Raw genomic sequence first — 19,695 nt, forward strand, 5'->3', positions numbered from 1 at the left:
ATAAGAGTTTGTTTCACAGTTGGCAAATCCGGTATCGCAGAACGTGGGAACGATGAGATACCGGAGCCTGCACAATGTGAAACAACCAGTTTCTGCCCTGGAACTTCCTGCCCTCAGGGCTGTCCATTAACATCATGAATCGGTAGTGAAGGTTCGCGCAGTGCCGGTAATAAATCGTTAAGAATGGAGTAAGTCAATGAGCGACCCTCTGTTTCCAGGGACTGTCGGCACTTCGATTGCACCGGACTGGCCTGTAAATGAGCCAGCTAAAACGACACCCCCCAGCTCCGCTATTGCGCTCCCGGAGGCAAGCCCGCAGACACAGTTCCCGCAACAATTTCCGCAAAAACGGCCGTTGTGGCAAAGAAGGATTACTGAACTCCCCCCTGAACTTTTGGTCATGATTTTTGACCACCTTGAATTCGATGACATCCCGCAAGTGAATGCAACCTGCCAGACTTTCCGGGAAGTGGTGAAGGAACACAAATATATTCAGGAACTGTCTTATTTTGCCCGACTTCCGCAACGCTTCCGGGAACAGTACCGGAAAATAGCCCCGTGGCAGAAAAAATCCCGGCACTCTCATCCATTTGCCATTCCTGCATCACGCAACAACAGAGGGACATCGTTCAGGGACAGGATAATAAAGGACCTCCCGCAGATGTCCGCACTACTATGCCTTGGCACCCTGAGGAGGATGGAATCATGCCCGGCTTACCGCCTGGTTCCGCGACACAAAGTCACTCTCCCCCAGCGTGATCCAGATGAACCATATAATCAGACCGAAGCTATTCTTGATTTTTGCCTCAGCCAGTCCAGTCGTCATCTGTTGTTTTATGGCCGTTATTTGAATGACCACCGAATTCTAACCAGGGATGACCGGGGACAATGGGCAGAAGAGCACGTCAATTGGCCCGATAACAGCGGCAGCCGGGTGATTACCGCGGCAAATTTCAGTGCTTGCACGAACCGCCTGTTAACCCGCAGCAGTGAGGGTTATGTGAATACCTTACGGTCTGCTAACAGCTGTTGGGAGGAAGTCGGCAAGGAAACTTTGCCGATCCAGAAGGTCCAATTCAGCCCTTCCGGGAAATATATGGTGACCTGTAATGAGGACGATCAGGTACTCCTCTGGTGCATGGACGAAAATAATAATAATTGGCTGAAAATGAAGGTTTCCGGCCTCTCCCCCGAAGGGTTTATTGGTACAGTTCAGTTCAGTCCATCGGAGCGGTATCTGTCACTGCACACGCTGGATAAAAGAACCATTTTATCTCTGGATGATTGTGGAGTCTGGTCAGCACAGCATTCAATATTAATAGCAGAGGATTGGAGTTATGCCTGCTTCAGCCCAGTGGCAGATCAGCTTCTGGTGGGTATTGATCGCAAACCCTACAGTCCCGGACGGGTCTCAATTCACAGCCCGGATCCATCGGGGAAATGGCAAGAGACGGTGATCTTCCCGACATTCTTTCCGCTGCAATTCAGCTCTAGCGGTCAATACCTGTTCGCTATATCTGATGCAATTAGTGGTCCGATGCCTTGCGAGGATTTGCTGCTATGGCACAGACCGGCAAATTGGTCTGACTGGTCGCTGAACCCGCGTCTCTCGCCGGAGTCGAGTTCCGCGTCAAGGCTTGAATCAGCAATAAGGCTCAAACACGATGGCGCAGTGTATCAGGCGCGATTCAGCCCGTCTGACAGTCACTTGCTGACCACCAGCTATAGCAGCTGTAGAGGGACCGGTACAATTTGTATCTGGGAGAAGAGCCAGGCAGGGACATGGTCAATTCAAACCCTCATCAGGGAGCACACCCCAGCCACCACCGGCTTTAGCTTGTCAGGCCTTCATGCACTGACTCGCAACTCTCACATGGTAGGAATCCTGGGGCTCAACGATCAAAAGCACTGGTCACTCAAGGGAAAGATCGAGCAAGACGGTATCATAAAAGCATGCTTCAATCCCATGTCAGAGCATGAAGTGGTGGTCTTGAGCCGTACCGGGGAAGGCGATATGACCAATTACACTCTACAAGTTTGGGAAATAAGAAATGCTGATACGCCAGATTGAAGACAATGGCCTGCTGTTTTGAACTCGTTCCCAGAGTCCTCCCCGGGAACAAGAAAACGAGTTGGTAGCTCGAATCACTTTCAGAACAGCGCATCTATATGGCTGAGCAGCATTCTGGACTGATCAATCACCCCCAGGGCAGCCCGGGTTTCACCTTGTTGCAAATGCATTATTAACTGCTGCTGATAAGCATGGGACAAGCGTTTATCGATTGCCTGCGAATCTGAAGCGGTGCTTTCAATGGCATTACCTGCGGATTCACGTCTATAAAGCACAGAAAATGCCTCCTGCAGATCAGCATGCATCTGACCCGCACTCTCCCGCAGCGCCAAAGCCTCCTGAACCTTGCCATCGGCCAGCAACTGAAGAACGGTCTCTCGAAACTCTTTACTTAAAGCAATAGTGTCGAAACCAACAGCTGCCTCAGCCTCTCTTCCTGTAGGAACCGGCGGTGTATAAGCAGGCCCTTGCGCAGAACTGGCGCTATACGCTTCGGTCAGTGACATGGCTTCCAGGGTAATCACCCCAAGATCACTGGCCGTCGCCAGCACATCCTTGGTAGCCGGTGGCATAAAGCCCCGGGCCTTTGCATACTCCTTCTCCATATCGACAACCTGAAGCTTATGGTTGCGACCATCGTCACTCATATAAACGACAATGTATTCGACTGGCGTCAGCAGCGGGTCACGATTGTCTACCACAAAGCTGTGATAAAAATACTCCTGACCAAGCAGGCCCGGCTTCTGGTAATGCAAAGCCGTCACTGGCACGGTTTTAACCACCTGGTAATGCTTATCGAGCAGTTGTACTTCCGGCATAAACGCCGAAGCTTCCCGGCCAAATTTCCCACGTTTTATCTGACTGCTGATTTTGAACCGGTAGGCACCATATCCGGGTAGCTGCCAGCCTATCACTGCAGAATCGCTGTTAGTCGTTTTCAGCGTTGCAGACTGTTGCGTCAGCCCAATGGTCTGCTGAATGGCTTCGTCGTATATCCGCAGTGGTTGATATTTCAGGGTCGGTAAAGAGTGGTAAACAGCCACAGGCTCTTTAGTCGTCGGGGCTATCGCAGAATCATGGGTTGCACAGCCAGCCAGTAAGCCAAGTGCCAGGCAGAGCGCTGTTTTTTTCATCGGACTACTCAACGGGATAAATCAATTGTCTGCAATTCTAGCGGTATTCATCAGAGCGCGAGTCTGTAAACGATTACAGACTCAGGCATAGTACATGGTTTCAGTGGGTTTGACGGGTTGTCGTGTCTCCGCACTCCGTTCGTCCTGAGTGCTGAGCTTGACGAAGCATCGAAGGACCCATAGGGCCTAAAGGCGGAAACTACGGACTCTGATAGATCGTGCCAAGCACCCTTCGTCCGTGCATCCTGAGCGGAGCCGAAGGACGCTCAGGGTGAACGGAGATTGTACACGTCAAACTCATTGAAACCATGTACTAGTGCAACTAAGCGTTGATACCAATACCGTTCGTGCTGAGCTTGTCGAAGTACGGTGGCACCATCCTTCGACAAGCCTCAGGATGAACGGGGTGCATGGGTATTAACACTTTTTTGCACCAGGAGGCTGACCGGCAACAGGTTACCGATGGTCAGACGCTATTTCGCCTTACGACAGCCACTCAGGTTGGCAAAGAACTGCTGATTCTCTTTGCTGGCCAGCATTGCAGAAATACTCTGAGGCAGACGACGACGCCAGTTTGGATATTCACTACAGGTGCCAGGTACATTCACCGGAGAGTCAATCATCATGACATCTTCCAGCTGGAAGCCAGCTATTTGCGAAGCCGACAAAGCCAGGTAATAGCTGAATCTCTCCATGATGGTACGACTGAATGCCGGTGCCGTGCTTGCCTGAAGGTCAACGCCTTCTGGTAATTCACCGAGGTCAGCCAGGGTATTCAGTACTGCCTTACGGGTCTGTTCACGGGCATCGTGGTCAGCGGCGGCACGCTCTTCGGAGAAAAAGCCCAGGGATTCCATCAGGTCGATGTCTTTGCAATCCCACCAGCCTTTCATGGTGGGAGTGTCATGGCATACCAGCATCGCCAGGGCTTTTTCACGGTACTTGTCGGGTGCCGTATAACGATCCTTATCCTGCTGGAAGATCCCCATCACACTGCCGTACATTCTTGCCGGAGGCAGACTGTCGGTGATTTCCTGAGGAACCACACCCAGGTCTTCACCAAACACCAGACACTGTTGGCGATGACTTTCCAGTTTGATAATACCCAGCAAATCCTGCAGCGGATAATGGACGTAACAGCCATAACGGGCACCTTTGTTGTCTGTGTTGCCGTTCGGGCACCACCACAGACGGAACAGCCCCATGGCATGATCAATACGCAACGCACCGCAGTTACGCATATTGTTCCGGATCAGCTCAACGAAAGGCTGGTAACGTTCCTCTTTCAAGACCACCGGGTTGAACGGTGGCAGACCCCAGTCCTGACCCATCGGCCCCAAACCATCGGGCGGCGCACCGGTGCTGGCTTCGAGAACGAATAAATTACGATCCGTCCAGACATCGGCACCGTTGCTGTCTACACCCACCGCCAGGTCACGGTAAAGGCCAACCATCATACCGGCGTTTTTGGCTTTTTCCTGGGCTGCGTGCAGCTGTTCATCCATCTGCCACTGCAGGTATTTAAAGAACGTAATCCGTGCCTGATTTGTCCTGGCAAAAGCCCTGACCTCTTTACTGTCTGGCGTCTGGTACGCTTCTGGCCAGCAGCGCCATCCCCAGCTATTAATATCGGTTTTCCGGAAATGCTCATACAGTGCTTCATACAGGGCAAACTGATCTAACCGCGCGCCCCTTGACTGACAGAAAGCCGTGAACGCCTGATCCCGGTCTGTTCCCTTGCCCAGATGCTGTTCGGCAAACTCATTAAACAACAGTTCCAACACCGACATTTTAAATGGTGCAACCTTGTCGTATTCCACAAGGTCGGTGCTGCGCAATTCATCAATCAATCCCTGATGGTGTGCCACAATCTCCCGGGCTGATGCACTGTCTGCGTACTCCGCCACTTGTTCAGGATCAATGTACAGCACATTATCAAACAGACGGGTCGATGGGCTGTAAGGCGAACAGTGCAGTGGATTGGACGGGTACAGGGCATGCACCGGATTCAGGCCAACAAAATCAGCCCCCTGCTCACCCATACCTGCAGCCAGCGCACCCAGGTCGGTGAGATCACCCATCCCCCAGTTACGCTCAGAGCGAACGGTATACAGCTGAATACCGGAACCCCAGATTTTAGCGCCCTGTTTCATGGCTTCCGGCTCATAACAAACGTCCGGCACCACAATCAATCCGGCTTCTGCCGTGAACGCTTTCTCCTGAACCGCCATCGTGTGATAACCCAGTGGCAGGTATTCAGGTACTGAAACCTCAAGGGCAATATACTCTTTGCGCTCCAGCTTCACGGTTTCGGACACAACAGCCGTGGTCAGATCGGCATGATGGGTAACCTGGTCACCGTTTTCCAGAGTTATCTGCACTGCAACAGACGATGGACGTTTACTCCTGGAGCAACGCAGTACGAAAGAGAAGCTTTGCCCCTGATGCACAACCGTCACTGGTGATAAAGGAGATTGCCACAGCTTTAACTGTTCAGTGGCTATCGCCTGTTTCAGCGCCACATTACTGCTAGCGTCAAAACCCATGGCAGCCAGCAGGGGAATTTTGTTCTCAGTGTTAATAGCTACCGGAGTACCATCCCAGTCCTTATAGCCGCTGGCCATGCCACACAGGTCACCCAGACTGTCGATTAATTGGTGGTCAAGCATTGAGTTTCTTCATAAGTAGACCGGCAACCAGGGAGGCTGCCGGAGATTGCACAAAATTTGTCGTATGGAATACGGGTTGTTCCAACGGTCTTCCACGGGAGCAATCAGCTGTCAGCAATATCAGTCAAATACTGGTGACCTGGTTCGTGAAAACGCGACACCGCTGGCATCAAACAGATGACAGTTTTCCGCCGGAACACCCACATGGAATTCAGCACCAGGCTGACGACGCAGGGAGTCTTCCACCCGGGCAATAAACGCTTCGTGAATATCCGGATGGTTCAGGTAGATAAATGACTCATTACCCAGGCGCTCAATGGTTTCGATAGTGCCGGTAATGCAGTTTTCTGCGCCATCCGCCTCTTCATGATTCAGCACATCCTGTGGCCGAATCCCCAGCGTTACCTTATCACCAGATTTGGCATTGCGGGTGTCGTTGCAAACACGCAACTCAGTACCACACTCCAGCTTAACTCTAGTCTCTTTCTGACCGGGCTCCACTATCGTGGCACGGAAGAAATTCATCTTCGGTGAACCGATAAAGCTGGCCACAAACAGGTTGCACGGGTTGTGATAAAGTTCCAGCGGTGCCCCCACCTGCTCCAGATTGCTTTCGGCACCGTCTGCCAATGGGCTGAGTACCACGATACGATCGGCCAGCGTCATGGCCTCTACCTGGTCGTGGGTTACATAAATGGCCGTTGTCTTCAGTTTATTATGCAGACGGGACAACTCCTGACGCATCTGTACCCGCAGGGAAACATCCAGGTTGGACAGCGGCTCATCAAACAGAAACAGCCTCGGTTCCTGCACAATGGAGCGACCAATCGCCACCCGCTGGCGCTGACCACCTGACATCGCTTTTGGCTTACGATCCAACAGCTTTTCCAGCTGCAAAATTCTGGCTGCTTCATCCACACGACGATTGATCTCGGCCTTGTCCGCTTTTGCCAGCTTCAGGCCAAACTCCATATTTTCCCGCACCGTCATATGGGGATAGAGGGCATAAGACTGGAACACCATACCAACACGACGCTCGTTGGGCGGCATATCGTTGGATCGCTCACCGTCCAGCTCTAACAAACCGCCGGAAATGTCTTCCAGGCCACAGATCATCCGCAACAACGTGGACTTACCGCAACCGGAAGGGCCAACGAAGGCGACAAATTCACCATCTTCAATGTGCAGATTGATGTTCTTCAGAACAAATGTCTTGCCACCGTCGTAGCTTTTGTCCAGTTGGGTCAGCTTTACTTCAGCCATTGTCTTTCTCTTGTCTAAACCTTTATAAACGGTAAATCCGTTAACCTTTCACACCACCGGCCGTCAGACCATTGACCAGATAACGCTGGGCCATCAGGAAGACGACAGTAATGGGCATGCCGGTCAAAATTGCGGCAGCGGCAAAATCACCCCAGAGGTAGTTCTGGGCATAGAGGAACTGTTTCATACCCACGGCCAGAGTCAGCTGTTCAACGCCCTGGAGCAGGACAGACGCAATCGGGTACTCACCAATCACCCCAATAAACGACAGTACAAATACAACCGCGAGAATAGGTACAGACAGTGGCAGCAGAATATGCCTGAATGCCTGCCAGGGGGTGGCTCCGTCGATATAGGCAGACTCTTCCAGAGCCACATCAATGCTTTCGAAATAACCTTTAATCAGCCAGATGTGCATGGTGATACCGCCCAGATAGGACATCACCAGGGCACTGTGAGTATTCAACCCCAGCCATGGCACCACACCGCCCAACTTATTAAAGAAGGCATGGAAAGCCACCAGGGCCAGCACCGCCGGGAACATCTGCAGAATCATCATGCTGGTAAGCAAGTGGTTCTTGAAACGGAAACGCAACCGGGCAAACGCATAAGCACCGGTGGTGGACAGCATCAGGATCAGCGCCGAGGTGGTAAAGCTCACTTTCAGGGAGTTCCACAGCCAGGTCAGTACCGGGAAAGTGGGCTTAATCACCGTGCCATCGGCAGTGGTGTACTCAAAACCCAACACCATTGCCCAGTGTTCCAGGCTAGGATTATCCGGAATCAAACTGCCGGTCGCGAAGTTACCGGTCCGGAATGACACCGAAATAATCATCAAAAATGGAAACATCACCAGACAAAGCAGCAGAATCATCACGATCCGGGCTGCCCATACCCGATAGTGCAGGTTTCGTGGTTGTACCATCGCCATGATCAATACTCCTGTGAACTGCGGGTGGCCCTGAGGTTAACCCAGGAGATAAATCCGACGATCAGGAAGATCATCGTGGCAATAGCAGACGCCAGACCAAAGTCCTGACCCGCGACAAATGCCGTACGGAAGGTGAAGTTCACCAGCAAATCCGTGAAGCCTGCTTCCGTTGTCGTTCCGGCCATCATCGGGCCGCCCGCTGTCAACAGGTCAATCAGCACGAAGTTATTGAAGTTAAAGGCAAAGCTGGCAATCAGAATCGGTGCCAGCGGTTTGGCAATATTGGGCAGTGTTATATACAACAGGTTATGGATCGGGTTGGCACCATCAATGGCAGACGCTTCATAGAGATCGTCCGGAATCGCTTTCAGCAGACCCATACAGACGATCATCATATAGGGGTAACCCAGCCAGGTGTTGACGATCAGAATCATGGTTCTGGCAAAAGTCGGATCGGTCATCCACTCAGGACTGATGCCAAACAGCCCTTCCAGGATCATATTGATCTCACCGAAGTTCTGGTTAAACAAGCCCTTGAAAATCAGAATGGAAATAAACGCTGGCACCGCATAAGGAAGGATCAGCAGCACCCGGTAAATCGCCCGCTCTTTCAGTGGTTCCCACTGCATCAGGTTAGCCAGCAACAGACCAATCACCAGACAGAACAGGACACTGCCCGCAGAAAAGACAACAGTCCACACAAAAATCTTGAAAAACGGCTCACGAATACCTTTGTCATTAACCAGACGTTCGTAGTTTTCTCCACCCACATACACTGAGAAACCGGGGGCAACCCGCTCACCACTGTCGGTCACATAGAACCCCGTGGTCATATCCGGGCGTATGACTTTACCGGTCTTAATCTCAACCAGGCTGTCGTTTTCCTCTTCCCGATACTGCGGTGCCATGGCAGAAAACTCACGCAGAGATGACATCACCAGACGAGTATCGTCTGCCAGGGTAACAGCCACTGATCCCAGCGCCGAGCGCTGCCGGACCACCTCCCGCATGGACAGTTTGTTTCCCTCTGCATCAGCTCCAGAATGGGCATTAACCTCTACCGGATCACCATTCAGTACGAAAGTGTCGGAGGTATAAATACTGTTTTTGTCGTTTTTATCAGTCAGCTGTAACTGAAACTGATCGTTTTGCTGAAAAAGCGCCAGTGTGTAGGTGTGTTCGCCGTTCTTTACCTGCTTGTTCAGGTGAATCTCTTTGACCCGCTCAAGACTCAGAATATTGGCAGAGCCGTAATTGGTGAACGAAATACTAAAGGTGTACACCAGCGGAAAAACGATAAACATCATAATGCCCAGCAAACATGGGTACACGTAGCGATAGCTGTAACCACGTTTGCTGGTAAAAATCCATGTGCCCAGGCTGCCCAGAACCAGCAGGGTTAATGGGAAAAGCACTTCACCCTGGAAATAGAGCAGGGCAATGACGTAAAGCAGGGCTAGATCAATCAGGGCAACGAGCGCCCACTTTGGCCCGTTGCCAGACAACAATGATCTGACATTGGCGGGAATGGTCATGGTGTTTGTCTCTCCGGGAGGGTTTTGAGCCGATCGTCAAAACGACGATCGGCAGATGTAACGGGTCACGTCAATGTAAGCCTGCGCTACACCCCGTTGCGCAGTGTTTAGTTGGCAATCAGCTTGGCAGCGTTGTTCAGTGCCACTTCAACGGTTTCCTGACCGGTGGTGATATTGGTCAGAGCAGTCTGGGTAGCCGACCAGAACTTGCCCATTTCCGGAACGTTAGGCATCAGCAGACCATTCATGACGTTCTGGTAAGTGGCTTCGATGCGTGGGTCCGCCGCCAGCTTCTTCATGTACGCCTTGTGAGCAACGGCACCCAGTGGCTTGTCGTTGTTCAGCGTGGTCAGACCTTCTTCGGTGAGGACATAGTTCTCGATGAACTCTTTAGCCAAACCCTGGTTTGGCGAAGCGTTGTTCAGAGCAGCAGCCCAGACGCCTACAAACGCACGGGATGGACTACCGTCGATAGAAGGCAGTGGCGCAACACCGTAGTTGATCTTGCTCTTTTCCAGGTTGGCCCAGGCCCACGGTCCGGTGATCATCATCGCCACTTCACCCTTGTTGAAGCTGGCTTCCATCACACCGTAATCAACGCCCCGTGGCATCACGCCCGCGTCGATGATTTTCGCCAGCATCTTGCCACCTTTGATGGCACCGGCACTGTTTACACCGATATCAGAAACGTCATAGCCAGCCGGTACTTCCTTGAAGACATAACCACCGTTGGAGGCCAGCATCGGCGTAGTGAAGTAAGGCTGAACCTGATCCCACATGATGGTGGTGATATCTTTCTTATCCAGCTCTTTTTTCAGTGCGAACATCTCTTCATAAGAGGCAGGTGCCGTTTTGATGATGTCCTTGTTGTAAATCAAGCCGATGGCTTCCATGGCTACCGGATAGCCGTATACGTTGCCATTGTGAGACGTGGCCTGCCAGCCTTTGGCTTCGATATCCGCCTTGACACTGTCAGAAGGCTTAACAGGTGCCAGCAGACCGGATTCAGCCCACTCACCGAAACGATCGTGTGCCCACATCACAATATCCGGACCTTTGCCGGTAGCAGCAGCCTGCTGGAAACGGTCGGTCAGATTCTCGGGAATCTCAACCTTTACCTTAACGCCCAGCTCTTCTTCAAAACGCTTACCTACAACTTCCATACCGTTATAGGCTTTGTCACCACCAATCCACACAACCAGCTCGTCGTCAGAGAATGCCATGGCTGTGTTGGCCCCCATGGAGATAGCCAGCGCAGAAGCAATCGCTGCGGCAACCGTTTTTTTCATCATCTCTCTACCTACTTCGGTATTTCCCTGAAGCCCTCAGGGTGATCATTGAAATTTTCAGCCTGTTGTCGTTTAGATCGGAGTGAACACTAGCATTCAAATTCGCACTGTCGAGACAAGAGACCTGAAAAGCGGGCGTTATCATCAATGAATTGGTATCTGAAAGAAATCGTAAAACGTTTACAGAATGCCTACTTTCTGGGGTAATCCGTGAGTATTTGATACAAATCAACCTATTTTGTGCATTTTCAGGAAAATGACGGGCTAGCACACCATTTCAATATGTTTGATGTGTGCAATCTCCGTTCAGGACGAACGATATGGGTAACAACGCTTAGCTGCTTTAGTACATTATTTCGATGAGTTTGATGTGTACAATCTCCGTTCACCCTGAGCGGAGTCGAAGGGTGATTGGCACAATATGCAGGGTATGGAGTTTACGCCTTTCGACTCCGCTCAAGACGAACGGAGTCTGGAAGTCAATAAAGGAACCCATCAATCGCATTGAAACCGTACACCATCTCCGTTCATCCTGAGCGGAGTCGAAGGGTGTTTGGCACGATCTATCATGGGCCGGAGTTTGCGCCCTTCGACAGGGTCAGGACGAACGCAGTGCAGAGGCTTATGATAACGGCAACCCGTCAAACTCATTGAAACCATGGACTAGCCTCAAGTCATAACACAGGAGGTCTGCCCTTTACGGACAAACACATCCAGCCAGCACCCACGAGGCTCACAGGATTTGATTGCCTCTATCGCCAGCTCAGCCCCCTGAACGGCAATACTGTCTATATCCTGTCGTACAGTGGTCAGTGAATGATAACGATCATCATCAATGCCATCGTAACCCACCACCTGCACATCATCCGGTACCCGCTTACCGGTATCCGCCAGTGCCATGGAAATACCTGTGGCGACAATGTCAGAAAAGGCGACAAATGCATCGGGCTTAATCCCCGATTCCAGCAAGCCACGTATACGGCGATAACTGTCTAATGCAGGCAGACCGGTATCCACTGAAATTTCTATGGCTTCCGAGGGAATAAGCCCTGCTTCCAGCATCGCCCTGCGATAGCCCTGGTAACGCATGCACGAAACCGCATGATCACTGTGCAGGCAGACGTAATAAATAGTACGACAGCCATTCCCGAGCAGGTGTGTGGTTGCCAGAAAACCACCCTGTTCATCATTGGAAGCGACCCAGAAATGCCCCTCCCGCACATCACCAATACTCACATAGGGGGCTTCCTGCTCCTGAACCTTCTGATAGCGGGGATCTTCATGGTGCAACCCAATGCCAACATAGGCCTTGGCCGACGTCATCAGCTCACCCTCCGGAGAAAACTTCACCCGCTTGACCCGGTACCCCTGCCGCTCCAGCTCAATCTTCAGCGCTTCATACACTTTTAATGCAAACGGCGATATGGTTCCCAGATCCAGCCCCAGCACAACCCCCACTACAAAGGCATTCTGCCCGTGCAACTGCCGGGCCATATAATTGGGTTGATAGTTAAGCTCATGGGCCGCGTCCAATACCTTCTTGCGGGTACTGTCTGAAACGTATTTTCCGCCATTGAGCACCCGACTGACGGTTGCAATGGATAATCCTGCCAGCGCCGCCACCTGGAGAATGGTTGATTGCCCAGACACTTGATTCCTTCCCCAAGGGATTTATCCCTATATCAAATAACTGACATTGATTCGAAATATCACCAACCTTGGTAATATATTTTGTTTACAGTGTTCACAAAAAGACACAGATCAATATTTAGCCAAGTTCTTCTAAAAACCTTTTCATATTGCTCTTCACCCCACAAATGCCAAAGAATTTCACAGCCAAAAAAACGTCAACACGTTGTAATGCCTGCTGACAGAGTCTGGACGATTTATTTCGTTTCAGGGGGGACTGCAGCATGCAAGATGGCGAACACACGACAACACATTTGAAGGAATTTGGTTGTGACCAAAGCAAGACTTCTGCCACTGGCTGGTGCTATTTCAGCTATCGTATTTTCTGCTGCTGCTTCTGCTGCGACTGTGGATTTCCATGGTGTGGTTCGTTCCGGCGTTGGCCTTTCTGCAGGCGGCGGGGATCAAGAAGCATTCCAGGCCAAGGGAGCTGCCTCAAAGTTCCGTCTGGGCAACGAAACCGAAACTTACGGTGAAATCAAGCTGGGTTCTGAACTGTTCAACAACGGTGAACAATCTTTCTACCTCGACAGCAACATGGCATTTAGTGTTGATCAGGCTAAAGACTGGGAAGAAAAGAGTCCTGCATTCCGTGAGTTCAACGTTCAGGCCAAAGGTGTTTTAGGCTTTGCTCCTGAAGCTACACTGTGGGCTGGTAAGCGTTTCTACAAACGCCAGGATGTTCACCTTTCAGACTTTTACTACTGGAACGTTTCCGGTCCGGGTGCAGGTGTAGAAAATATTGATGTTGGCTTTGCTAACTTCAGTGCCGCATGGATTAAGAGCAGCACTTCTTTTGAATACTACAAAACCAATGACAATGCACTTAAGCGTGAGAATGCACAAAAGTTCGACCTTGATCAAAACATTATTGATCTGCGTCTGGAAAATATTTCCACTAACACCAATGGTACGTTAACGGTTGGCCTTGACTATGCATTTGGCAACCCTACAGGTTCATTTGCCGGTGGCTTTGCAGCTGATGGTTATGATAATGGAGGTAATGCAAAGGCGAAAGCATTGGCAGCTGTTAAAGAGTCAGAAATGGACGACAGCGGCTACATGGTCACTCTGGAACATACCCAGAGCAATTTCTTCGGTGGCTTTAACAAATTTGTTGTGCAGTACGCTACAGATGCGATGACAGCCAGTGGTATGGGAACCAATGGCCAGGGTGTTTCAGAGCTTGCAACCGACAATCTTGATGGCCAGGATTTCTACCGGATTATGGATCATGGTTACGTAACTCTTGGTGATAATGTAGAAATGCAATACATCGCGAGCTACAACAATCTGTCATTTAAAGACAGCAACAAAGACGACCAGACTTGGATTAGTGTTGGAGCCCGTCCGATTTACTTCTGGAACGACATCATGAGTACTGCTCTGGAAGTCGGATATGATCAGGTTGAAAATGCTTTTGACAATGGTGACGACTCTAAATTGGCCAAAGTAACCATCGCCCAACAGTGGTCTGCTGGCCGTGGCTATTGGGCTCGTCCTGTTATTCGTGTATTCGGTACCTACGCCAAGTGGAACGACGAATCCAAGGGGCAGATTGGTGGCGCTGCATTTGCAGACGACACTGACGGCTTCACCTTCGGTGTTCAGGCAGAAACCTGGTGGTAAGTTGTTAACTACCCAGCCAGTGCAACTCCCTTCCCGTGCATAGCATGGGAAGGCTACGCCAGCCCTACTCCATGGCAGGCCTTCCTGATGTCTGTTAACTCAGACATCAGGCAAAATTTCCACCTCCTGTGATTGTGTCTTTATTTGACGGGGCGCTGCCCCGTCTTTTTCCTTCTCTGCTGCGCAAACCCTATCCTTACAATACATTCCCAATTTCCGTTTACCCTGAGCTTTTCAAAGGTGGTGTTGTCAGACTTTGACATGCCCAATCTCAACGAAATCCGGAGCTAAAAACAGGGAAGTTATCTCTGGACAACCATCCCGCTCCCAGTAAAACGTTTACAACTTCCCACCATCTCATTTCATGACAATAATGCCCGCGCAAAAATAAACTACCTCTTTCGCAGTGATTTGAAATGCCCAAAAAAAAGTTAATGGATGCGGAACTGACACCGGTAACCCAAAGCCTGAGCCAGGTGATGCATGCCTCACCTTTTTCCATCCTGGGAATTCACCCCGGGCAGTCCGGTAGTGGTCTCACCATCCGCGCCTGGCACCCCGATGCCGAGTGCATCGAGGTTGTGCAGGAAAGTACGGGTAAATCACTGGGCAGAATGAACCGACTGGCCAATGGTCTTTTTGAGCTGAGTTTTCCCCAACGGAAAAAAGTCTTTTACTATCTGCTCAACATCACCCTGAAGGACGGGACAGAAGAACTCCGCTTTGACCCTTACCAGTTTGGCGAGTACACCCTTTGCCAGCAGGATATCGACCCGCTCCATCTGTACCGACATCTGGGTGCTCTGAAAGTGGAACACGCCATTACCCGTCAGCGCAGTGTTTCAGGCGTGTTGTTCAAGGTCTATGCCCCCCATGCCCGTTCCGTCAGCGTGATCGGTGATTTCAACCGGTGGGATGGTCGGTGCCCTGTATAAATATGAGCTGCACGATCAGAATGGTCAGCTGCTGCCGGAAAAAACCGACCCCTTTGGCCATAAAGTGGAACAGTGGCCGGGCCTCGCCTCCATTGTACAAACGGAAAGTACCTTTACCTGGTCCGACAGCCAATGGCTGAACAAACGTCAGCTGAACCATAACAAACCCATGTCGGTTTATGAGGTCCACCTGGGCTCATGGAAAAAATCGAACGACGATGGTTTTAAAAATTACCGGGAGCTGGCCGACGAACTGATCCCCTATATCCGGAAAACGGGCTTTACCCATATCGAATTACTGCCCATTTCCGAACATCCTCTCTACGAATCCTGGGGCTATCAGCCGGTTGGGCTGTTTGCCCCCACCAGCCGCTATGGCACACCGGACGACTTCCGCTACCTGGTTGACCAGTGCCACCAGCACAATATTGGTGTGATTCTGGATTGGGTTCCCGCCCACTTTCCACAGGATGAACACGGCCTGTTCCGTTTTGACGGGACCGCTATTTATGAATATGAAGACCCGCAACGGGGCTGGCATCCGGACTGGAAGTCCTGTATCTACAATTACGGTTCGCCATGGGTACAGGATTTTCTGATCAGTAATGCCCTGTACTGGCTGGATGAGTTTCATATTGATGGCCTGAGGGTGGATGCCGTGGCCTCCATGCTCTACCTGGACTACTCCAGAAAACAGGGCGAGTGGACACCCAACCATCTGGGCGGCAATGAACACCTTGAGGCCGTCGCCTTTTTGCAGCGCCTGAACACTGAAGTTCACCGGCTGCATCCACACTGCATGATGATCGCCGAGGAGTCCACCAGCTGGCCCTGTGTATCACGCCCCGGACACCCACAGAGCCTCGGCTTTGATTACAAATGGAATATGGGCTGGATGCACGACACTCTGGCCTATATGAAGCGGGACCCGATTTATCGTCAGCATCACCACCATGAAATGACCTTCAGTATGGTCTACGCCTATAACGAGAACTTTGTGCTCTCCCTCTCCCACGATGAAGTGGTTCATGGTAAAGGCACGATCCTCACCCGTATGCCCGGGGATGACTGGCAGCGCTTTGCCAACCTTCGGGCCTATTACGGATTTATGTTCGGGCACCCCGGTAAAAAGCTGATGTTTATGGGCTCCGAGTTTGGTGCCACCAACGAGTGGAACCCGGCAGAAAGCCTGAACTGGAACCTGTTGGAGCAGGGCCCTTACCACCAGGGCATGCTGACGATGATCAGTGAGCTGAATACCCTGTATCAGCGTTACCCGGCACTGCATGAGCTTGATTTTGATCGCAACGGTTTTCGCTGGCTGATACTGGACGACCATGGTCAAAGTGTTTTTGCCTTTTACCGAACAGACAGCGCAGGTAAAACCATTGTCGTTATCAGCAATATGACACCATTTGTAAGGCATGATTACACCATTGGCGTTCCGGCAAGTGGACAATGGCAGGAAATCTTTAACAGCGATGACCAGCGCTTTGGTGGCAGTCATATTGTCAACGGTACCGTCTCAACCCGGCCAGGAGAGTGGCATAACCAACCCCAAAGCATCAGACTGACTTTGCCGCCACTGGCGACTATTATGCTGACCGTTGACTGGGAATAAAGCCCATAGCGAGAAAAAGCTCCCGACACATACTGATTCCTTCGATCCCGTGTGTATTACAGAAATCGCTCAATCCTCCGTAAGTATCTTTCCCATGCTTTTAGGCCCTTTGGGTACTGCGTGGGAATGCATACCGGAGCCTGCAGTATGGAACAACCTGTTTCTGCCCGGAATCACCAGAGTTTAATGGGGGTTCTACATTTTCGGAGAAGTTCGGTATACATTCCCTTCCCACCTGGCTGGCAGCCTGGAACATTTGTAGCAAGAACTCACAGTAATTCCGGTACTGACAAAAATAAAATAATCATCCTTATTTACATCTACATTTGTATTCTGAATTTTGTAAACTCGGAAGCTCTGAAATGACCCCCGTGCTCACCTCATGCGTAACCATGACGCCACCGTCTGATTTGGCTGCTACTGATAGCGGCCATGGCCCGGAACGGGGTTCGTCCTGGCCGGGCTTCTGGAGTGTCAGCAAGTCAGTGGCTCAATCCCTTCATCCTGACTTTGATCCCGGGCAACGGACTGATCAGCCCGGTAGCCCATGGATACAACTGAAGATTCAACCTAAAGAGCTGGCCCTGCGTCTGGTCCAGAAAGCCATCCCCGTCGATAGCTACCTGAACACCATTAACCAGGTGGCCATGGCCTGTCTGGCGCTGGCCAGCCTGCCGGTTTGTGGGGGCCAGACGCCAGAAGACAGCAATCCTGGAACCAGTAAAGAACCACCTGGCACTGCTGCCTCAACCGTCCCGCCGGGCTGCAGAGACGAGCAGATTCCTGTCCAGAGCAATGCTGACCTGGCCAAAATCGGGAATAAGCCATGCTATCCCCCCAATGGCAAGTACGAACAGATTGCTGATATTGATGTCGAAAACCACTCGCCCATCCCGGGCTTCACTGGTGAGTACAACGGTAACGGCAAGAGCATTAGCAACCTGAACAACTGCCTGTTCTTGCTGGTGAAAGATGGGGGAGTAGTACGTGATGTGGTGGTCAAAAATGCCAGTATAAGCATAAATGACCGGCGATCTTACGGTAATAAGGGCATTATCGCCTGCGAAGCCAGCGGACACTCACTGTTGAAAAATAACACAGTGGAACATTCTGATTTCAAGTTAGTGAGAGGCGGCCAGGGTATGATGATGGGGATGCTGGCGGGAGAGATCAGGAACAACTCAAAACTGGAAAGTAACCAGGTCAAGAACTCGGCGATGAATGTAAATACAATAGGGCTACGTTCTGCCTCTGCAGGAATATTAACCGGAAGGGCCAGAGGATCTGCTTCCCTGGACAGCAACTCGATTGACCATTGCAATATCACAGCAAGCCACAAAGAGAGCATTTTCTGGAGTGAGAGTGAAACGTTCACTGGCCTGATAGCTGGGAGCATGGACGATAACGTCACTGTCAGTAACTCGAGACTCACCAATAACCGGCTGGTAGATAATACGCGATTGGTCAACGCCGGAGGTGTCGCAGGGTGGGCGTCCGGCACAACTATAGAGGGTACCCATGCCATCAATAACAGCATGCTTTCGCAGATATGGTTCGCACCAGACCCAAAGATTGCGGTAGTGGTTGCCAATGCAGTTAAATGCCGTATTAGCGATACCACCGCTATCAATAACCGCCTTGAATTAAAAGAAGGTTATGGGGAAACTTCATGGGAAAGTGCACCCGCTACGGGAATCGTAACAGCAAGTTGTGATCAAAGTACGATCAAAAATACTCTGGCCGAACATAATGAATTGTTCTCCGTAGGCAAGGTAGCCGTTGCCACCGCCTATATTGAAGATAAATGCGAGATCCGTAATACCACTGCCAGAAATATCAAGATTGAAGCCAGACAAGGTGACAACGATCAATCTGCTGCGGCGATTGCTGCGGCCAGCTTTGGAACAAAAGCGTTCTACAACAATAAGATTAGCCAGACAACCGCTATCGATTGTCAGATATCAGCTCAAGGAACAAATGGTTATGCCGCAGTGGGAGCTGCCTATCGAGGCAGGGGTTATGTAACCATCAGCGATACCACTGTCTGCAACAGTAACATCAAGGGTACTCACGCAGGCATAGCCGCTGGCGACACTAACCATCCATTTACTCGCACCCTTGCCTGTAAAACCACACTCAACACCCGGCTGGAAAATTCTGGTTGCGCTGAGGCAAACTGTCCGAAGGAAAGTACTGACGCTCCTCCCACACAACTCAACACGACCACCACCGCTGGCAGTTATCAAGCAACAACTGACGCCTTATCCTCACCTCTTGAAACACCGGCCAGCAGCACTACAACTTCAGAATTGTCGAGCTCAACTGTTGCGCCCTCGATTTTCTCAACATCAACAACATCACAACTGGCCAGTTCAGCAACTTCACCAACAGCTCTGTTCTCAGGCAGAGATCAGCCAACCACTGTTGATCGACATCTGTCGCTCAAAACAGTAACGGCTGCACCACGTCAGCCACTACCATCTGCCACTGTGTCTTCTTCATTGGTTAATGGAACCAACGACCACACTATTTCACCCCTGAACAACGACGAAGTGGATGCAGGTATTCCGGTTCCTGCCCTGGCCGGATGGGTAGCAGCGGGGATTCTCACGGGTGGCATTTTGCTGTATGCCTGCTACCAGTGGTACCAGGGCTATCAGCAAGGGTTAACGGGCAAAGCGTTAGCCCTGCGGCCCATGACCCGGATCAGAGATGCGATTTGCTGTCACCCAAAAGCGGATAGCCTGGAACTGGTTTCTTTGCAGCCGTCTGATGTCTGACAGTAAAATCGGAACCGGCAGCCTGCCAACAAACGTCAGACTGATTGTGATGAACGCTGAAAAGTGTATCTTCCCAGTAACTTGCGCAGCGGTTCGATATGCATTCCCACGGGGGCCGTGGGAACAAGGTGGCTGTATAATAGAGCTTGT

The 19,695-nt window shown here is 51.1% G+C and carries 12 protein-coding genes; 5 read left to right on the top strand and 7 right to left on the bottom strand.

Going from position 1 to position 19,695, the window contains the following annotated elements; all coding sequences use genetic code 11:
• Window positions 1-196 precede the first annotated feature (196 nt).
• A complete protein-coding gene (locus tag ACO6VE_RS11820) occupies window positions 197-2,071 on the top strand; it encodes an F-box/WD repeat-containing protein (protein ID WP_422447520.1) in 1,875 nt (624 codons plus the stop codon).
• Window positions 2,072-2,151: 80 nt separating this feature from the next.
• On the opposite strand, the gene ACO6VE_RS11825 is transcribed toward ACO6VE_RS11820, so the two are convergent.
• The 7 genes from ACO6VE_RS11825 to ACO6VE_RS11855 all read right to left on the bottom strand — a co-directional run bounded on the left by ACO6VE_RS11825 (window position 2,152) and on the right by ACO6VE_RS11855 (window position 12,541).
• On the bottom strand, window positions 2,152-3,204 hold the full coding sequence (locus ACO6VE_RS11825; RefSeq protein ID WP_422447522.1) for a MalM family protein: 1,053 nt from the start codon (window positions 3,202-3,204) through the stop codon (window positions 2,152-2,154).
• A gap of 473 nt (window positions 3,205-3,677) precedes the next feature.
• The gene (gene malQ, locus ACO6VE_RS11830) at window positions 3,678-5,873 is read right to left on the bottom strand and encodes a 4-alpha-glucanotransferase (RefSeq protein WP_422461438.1); all 2,196 of its coding nucleotides are present in this window, start codon (window positions 5,871-5,873) and stop codon (window positions 3,678-3,680) included.
• Between the two features lie 120 nt (window positions 5,874-5,993).
• On the bottom strand, window positions 5,994-7,136 hold the full coding sequence (locus tag ACO6VE_RS11835) for an ABC transporter ATP-binding protein (protein ID WP_422447526.1): 1,143 nt from the start codon (window positions 7,134-7,136) through the stop codon (window positions 5,994-5,996).
• A 40-nt stretch (window positions 7,137-7,176) separates the two neighbouring features.
• The gene (gene malG, locus ACO6VE_RS11840; RefSeq protein WP_422447528.1) at window positions 7,177-8,067 is read right to left on the bottom strand and encodes a maltose ABC transporter permease MalG; all 891 of its coding nucleotides are present in this window, start codon (window positions 8,065-8,067) and stop codon (window positions 7,177-7,179) included.
• 2 nt (window positions 8,068-8,069) lie between these two features.
• Window positions 8,070-9,602, bottom strand: coding sequence for a maltose ABC transporter permease MalF (gene malF / locus ACO6VE_RS11845; RefSeq protein ID WP_422461440.1), 1,533 nt, complete (start codon window positions 9,600-9,602; stop codon window positions 8,070-8,072).
• A gap of 107 nt (window positions 9,603-9,709) precedes the next feature.
• Entirely contained in the window at window positions 9,710-10,894 is a 1,185-nt protein-coding gene (gene malE / locus ACO6VE_RS11850) for a maltose/maltodextrin ABC transporter substrate-binding protein MalE (protein WP_347710305.1), read from the bottom strand.
• A gap of 666 nt (window positions 10,895-11,560) precedes the next feature.
• Complete coding sequence (locus ACO6VE_RS11855) at window positions 11,561-12,541, bottom strand: LacI family DNA-binding transcriptional regulator (RefSeq protein WP_422447534.1); 981 nt, start codon at window positions 12,539-12,541, stop codon at window positions 11,561-11,563.
• Between the two features lie 309 nt (window positions 12,542-12,850).
• Between ACO6VE_RS11855 and ACO6VE_RS11860 the strand changes: the two genes are divergently transcribed.
• From ACO6VE_RS11860 to ACO6VE_RS11875, 4 genes are all read left to right on the top strand, one after another.
• Entirely contained in the window at window positions 12,851-14,209 is a 1,359-nt protein-coding gene (locus ACO6VE_RS11860; protein WP_422461442.1) for a maltoporin, read from the top strand.
• Between the two features lie 416 nt (window positions 14,210-14,625).
• Complete coding sequence (locus ACO6VE_RS11865) at window positions 14,626-15,144, top strand: GlgB N-terminal domain-containing protein (RefSeq protein ID WP_422461444.1); 519 nt, start codon at window positions 14,626-14,628, stop codon at window positions 15,142-15,144.
• Window positions 15,107-16,765 carry a 1,4-alpha-glucan branching protein GlgB gene (glgB, locus tag ACO6VE_RS11870; protein WP_422461446.1) on the top strand — a complete coding sequence of 553 codons (1,659 nt, stop codon included), beginning with the start codon at window positions 15,107-15,109 and terminating at the stop codon, window positions 16,763-16,765. Before ACO6VE_RS11865 ends, glgB begins: the two co-directional genes overlap by 38 nt.
• A gap of 392 nt (window positions 16,766-17,157) precedes the next feature.
• Window positions 17,158-19,545 carry a hypothetical protein gene (locus ACO6VE_RS11875; protein ID WP_422447544.1) on the top strand — a complete coding sequence of 796 codons (2,388 nt, stop codon included), beginning with the start codon at window positions 17,158-17,160 and terminating at the stop codon, window positions 19,543-19,545.
• Window positions 19,546-19,695: the final 150 nt, after the last annotated feature.

Origin of the sequence: Endozoicomonas sp. ALB115 (assembly GCF_049310245.1) — a bacterium.
Lineage (GTDB): Bacteria > Pseudomonadota > Gammaproteobacteria > Pseudomonadales > Endozoicomonadaceae > Endozoicomonas.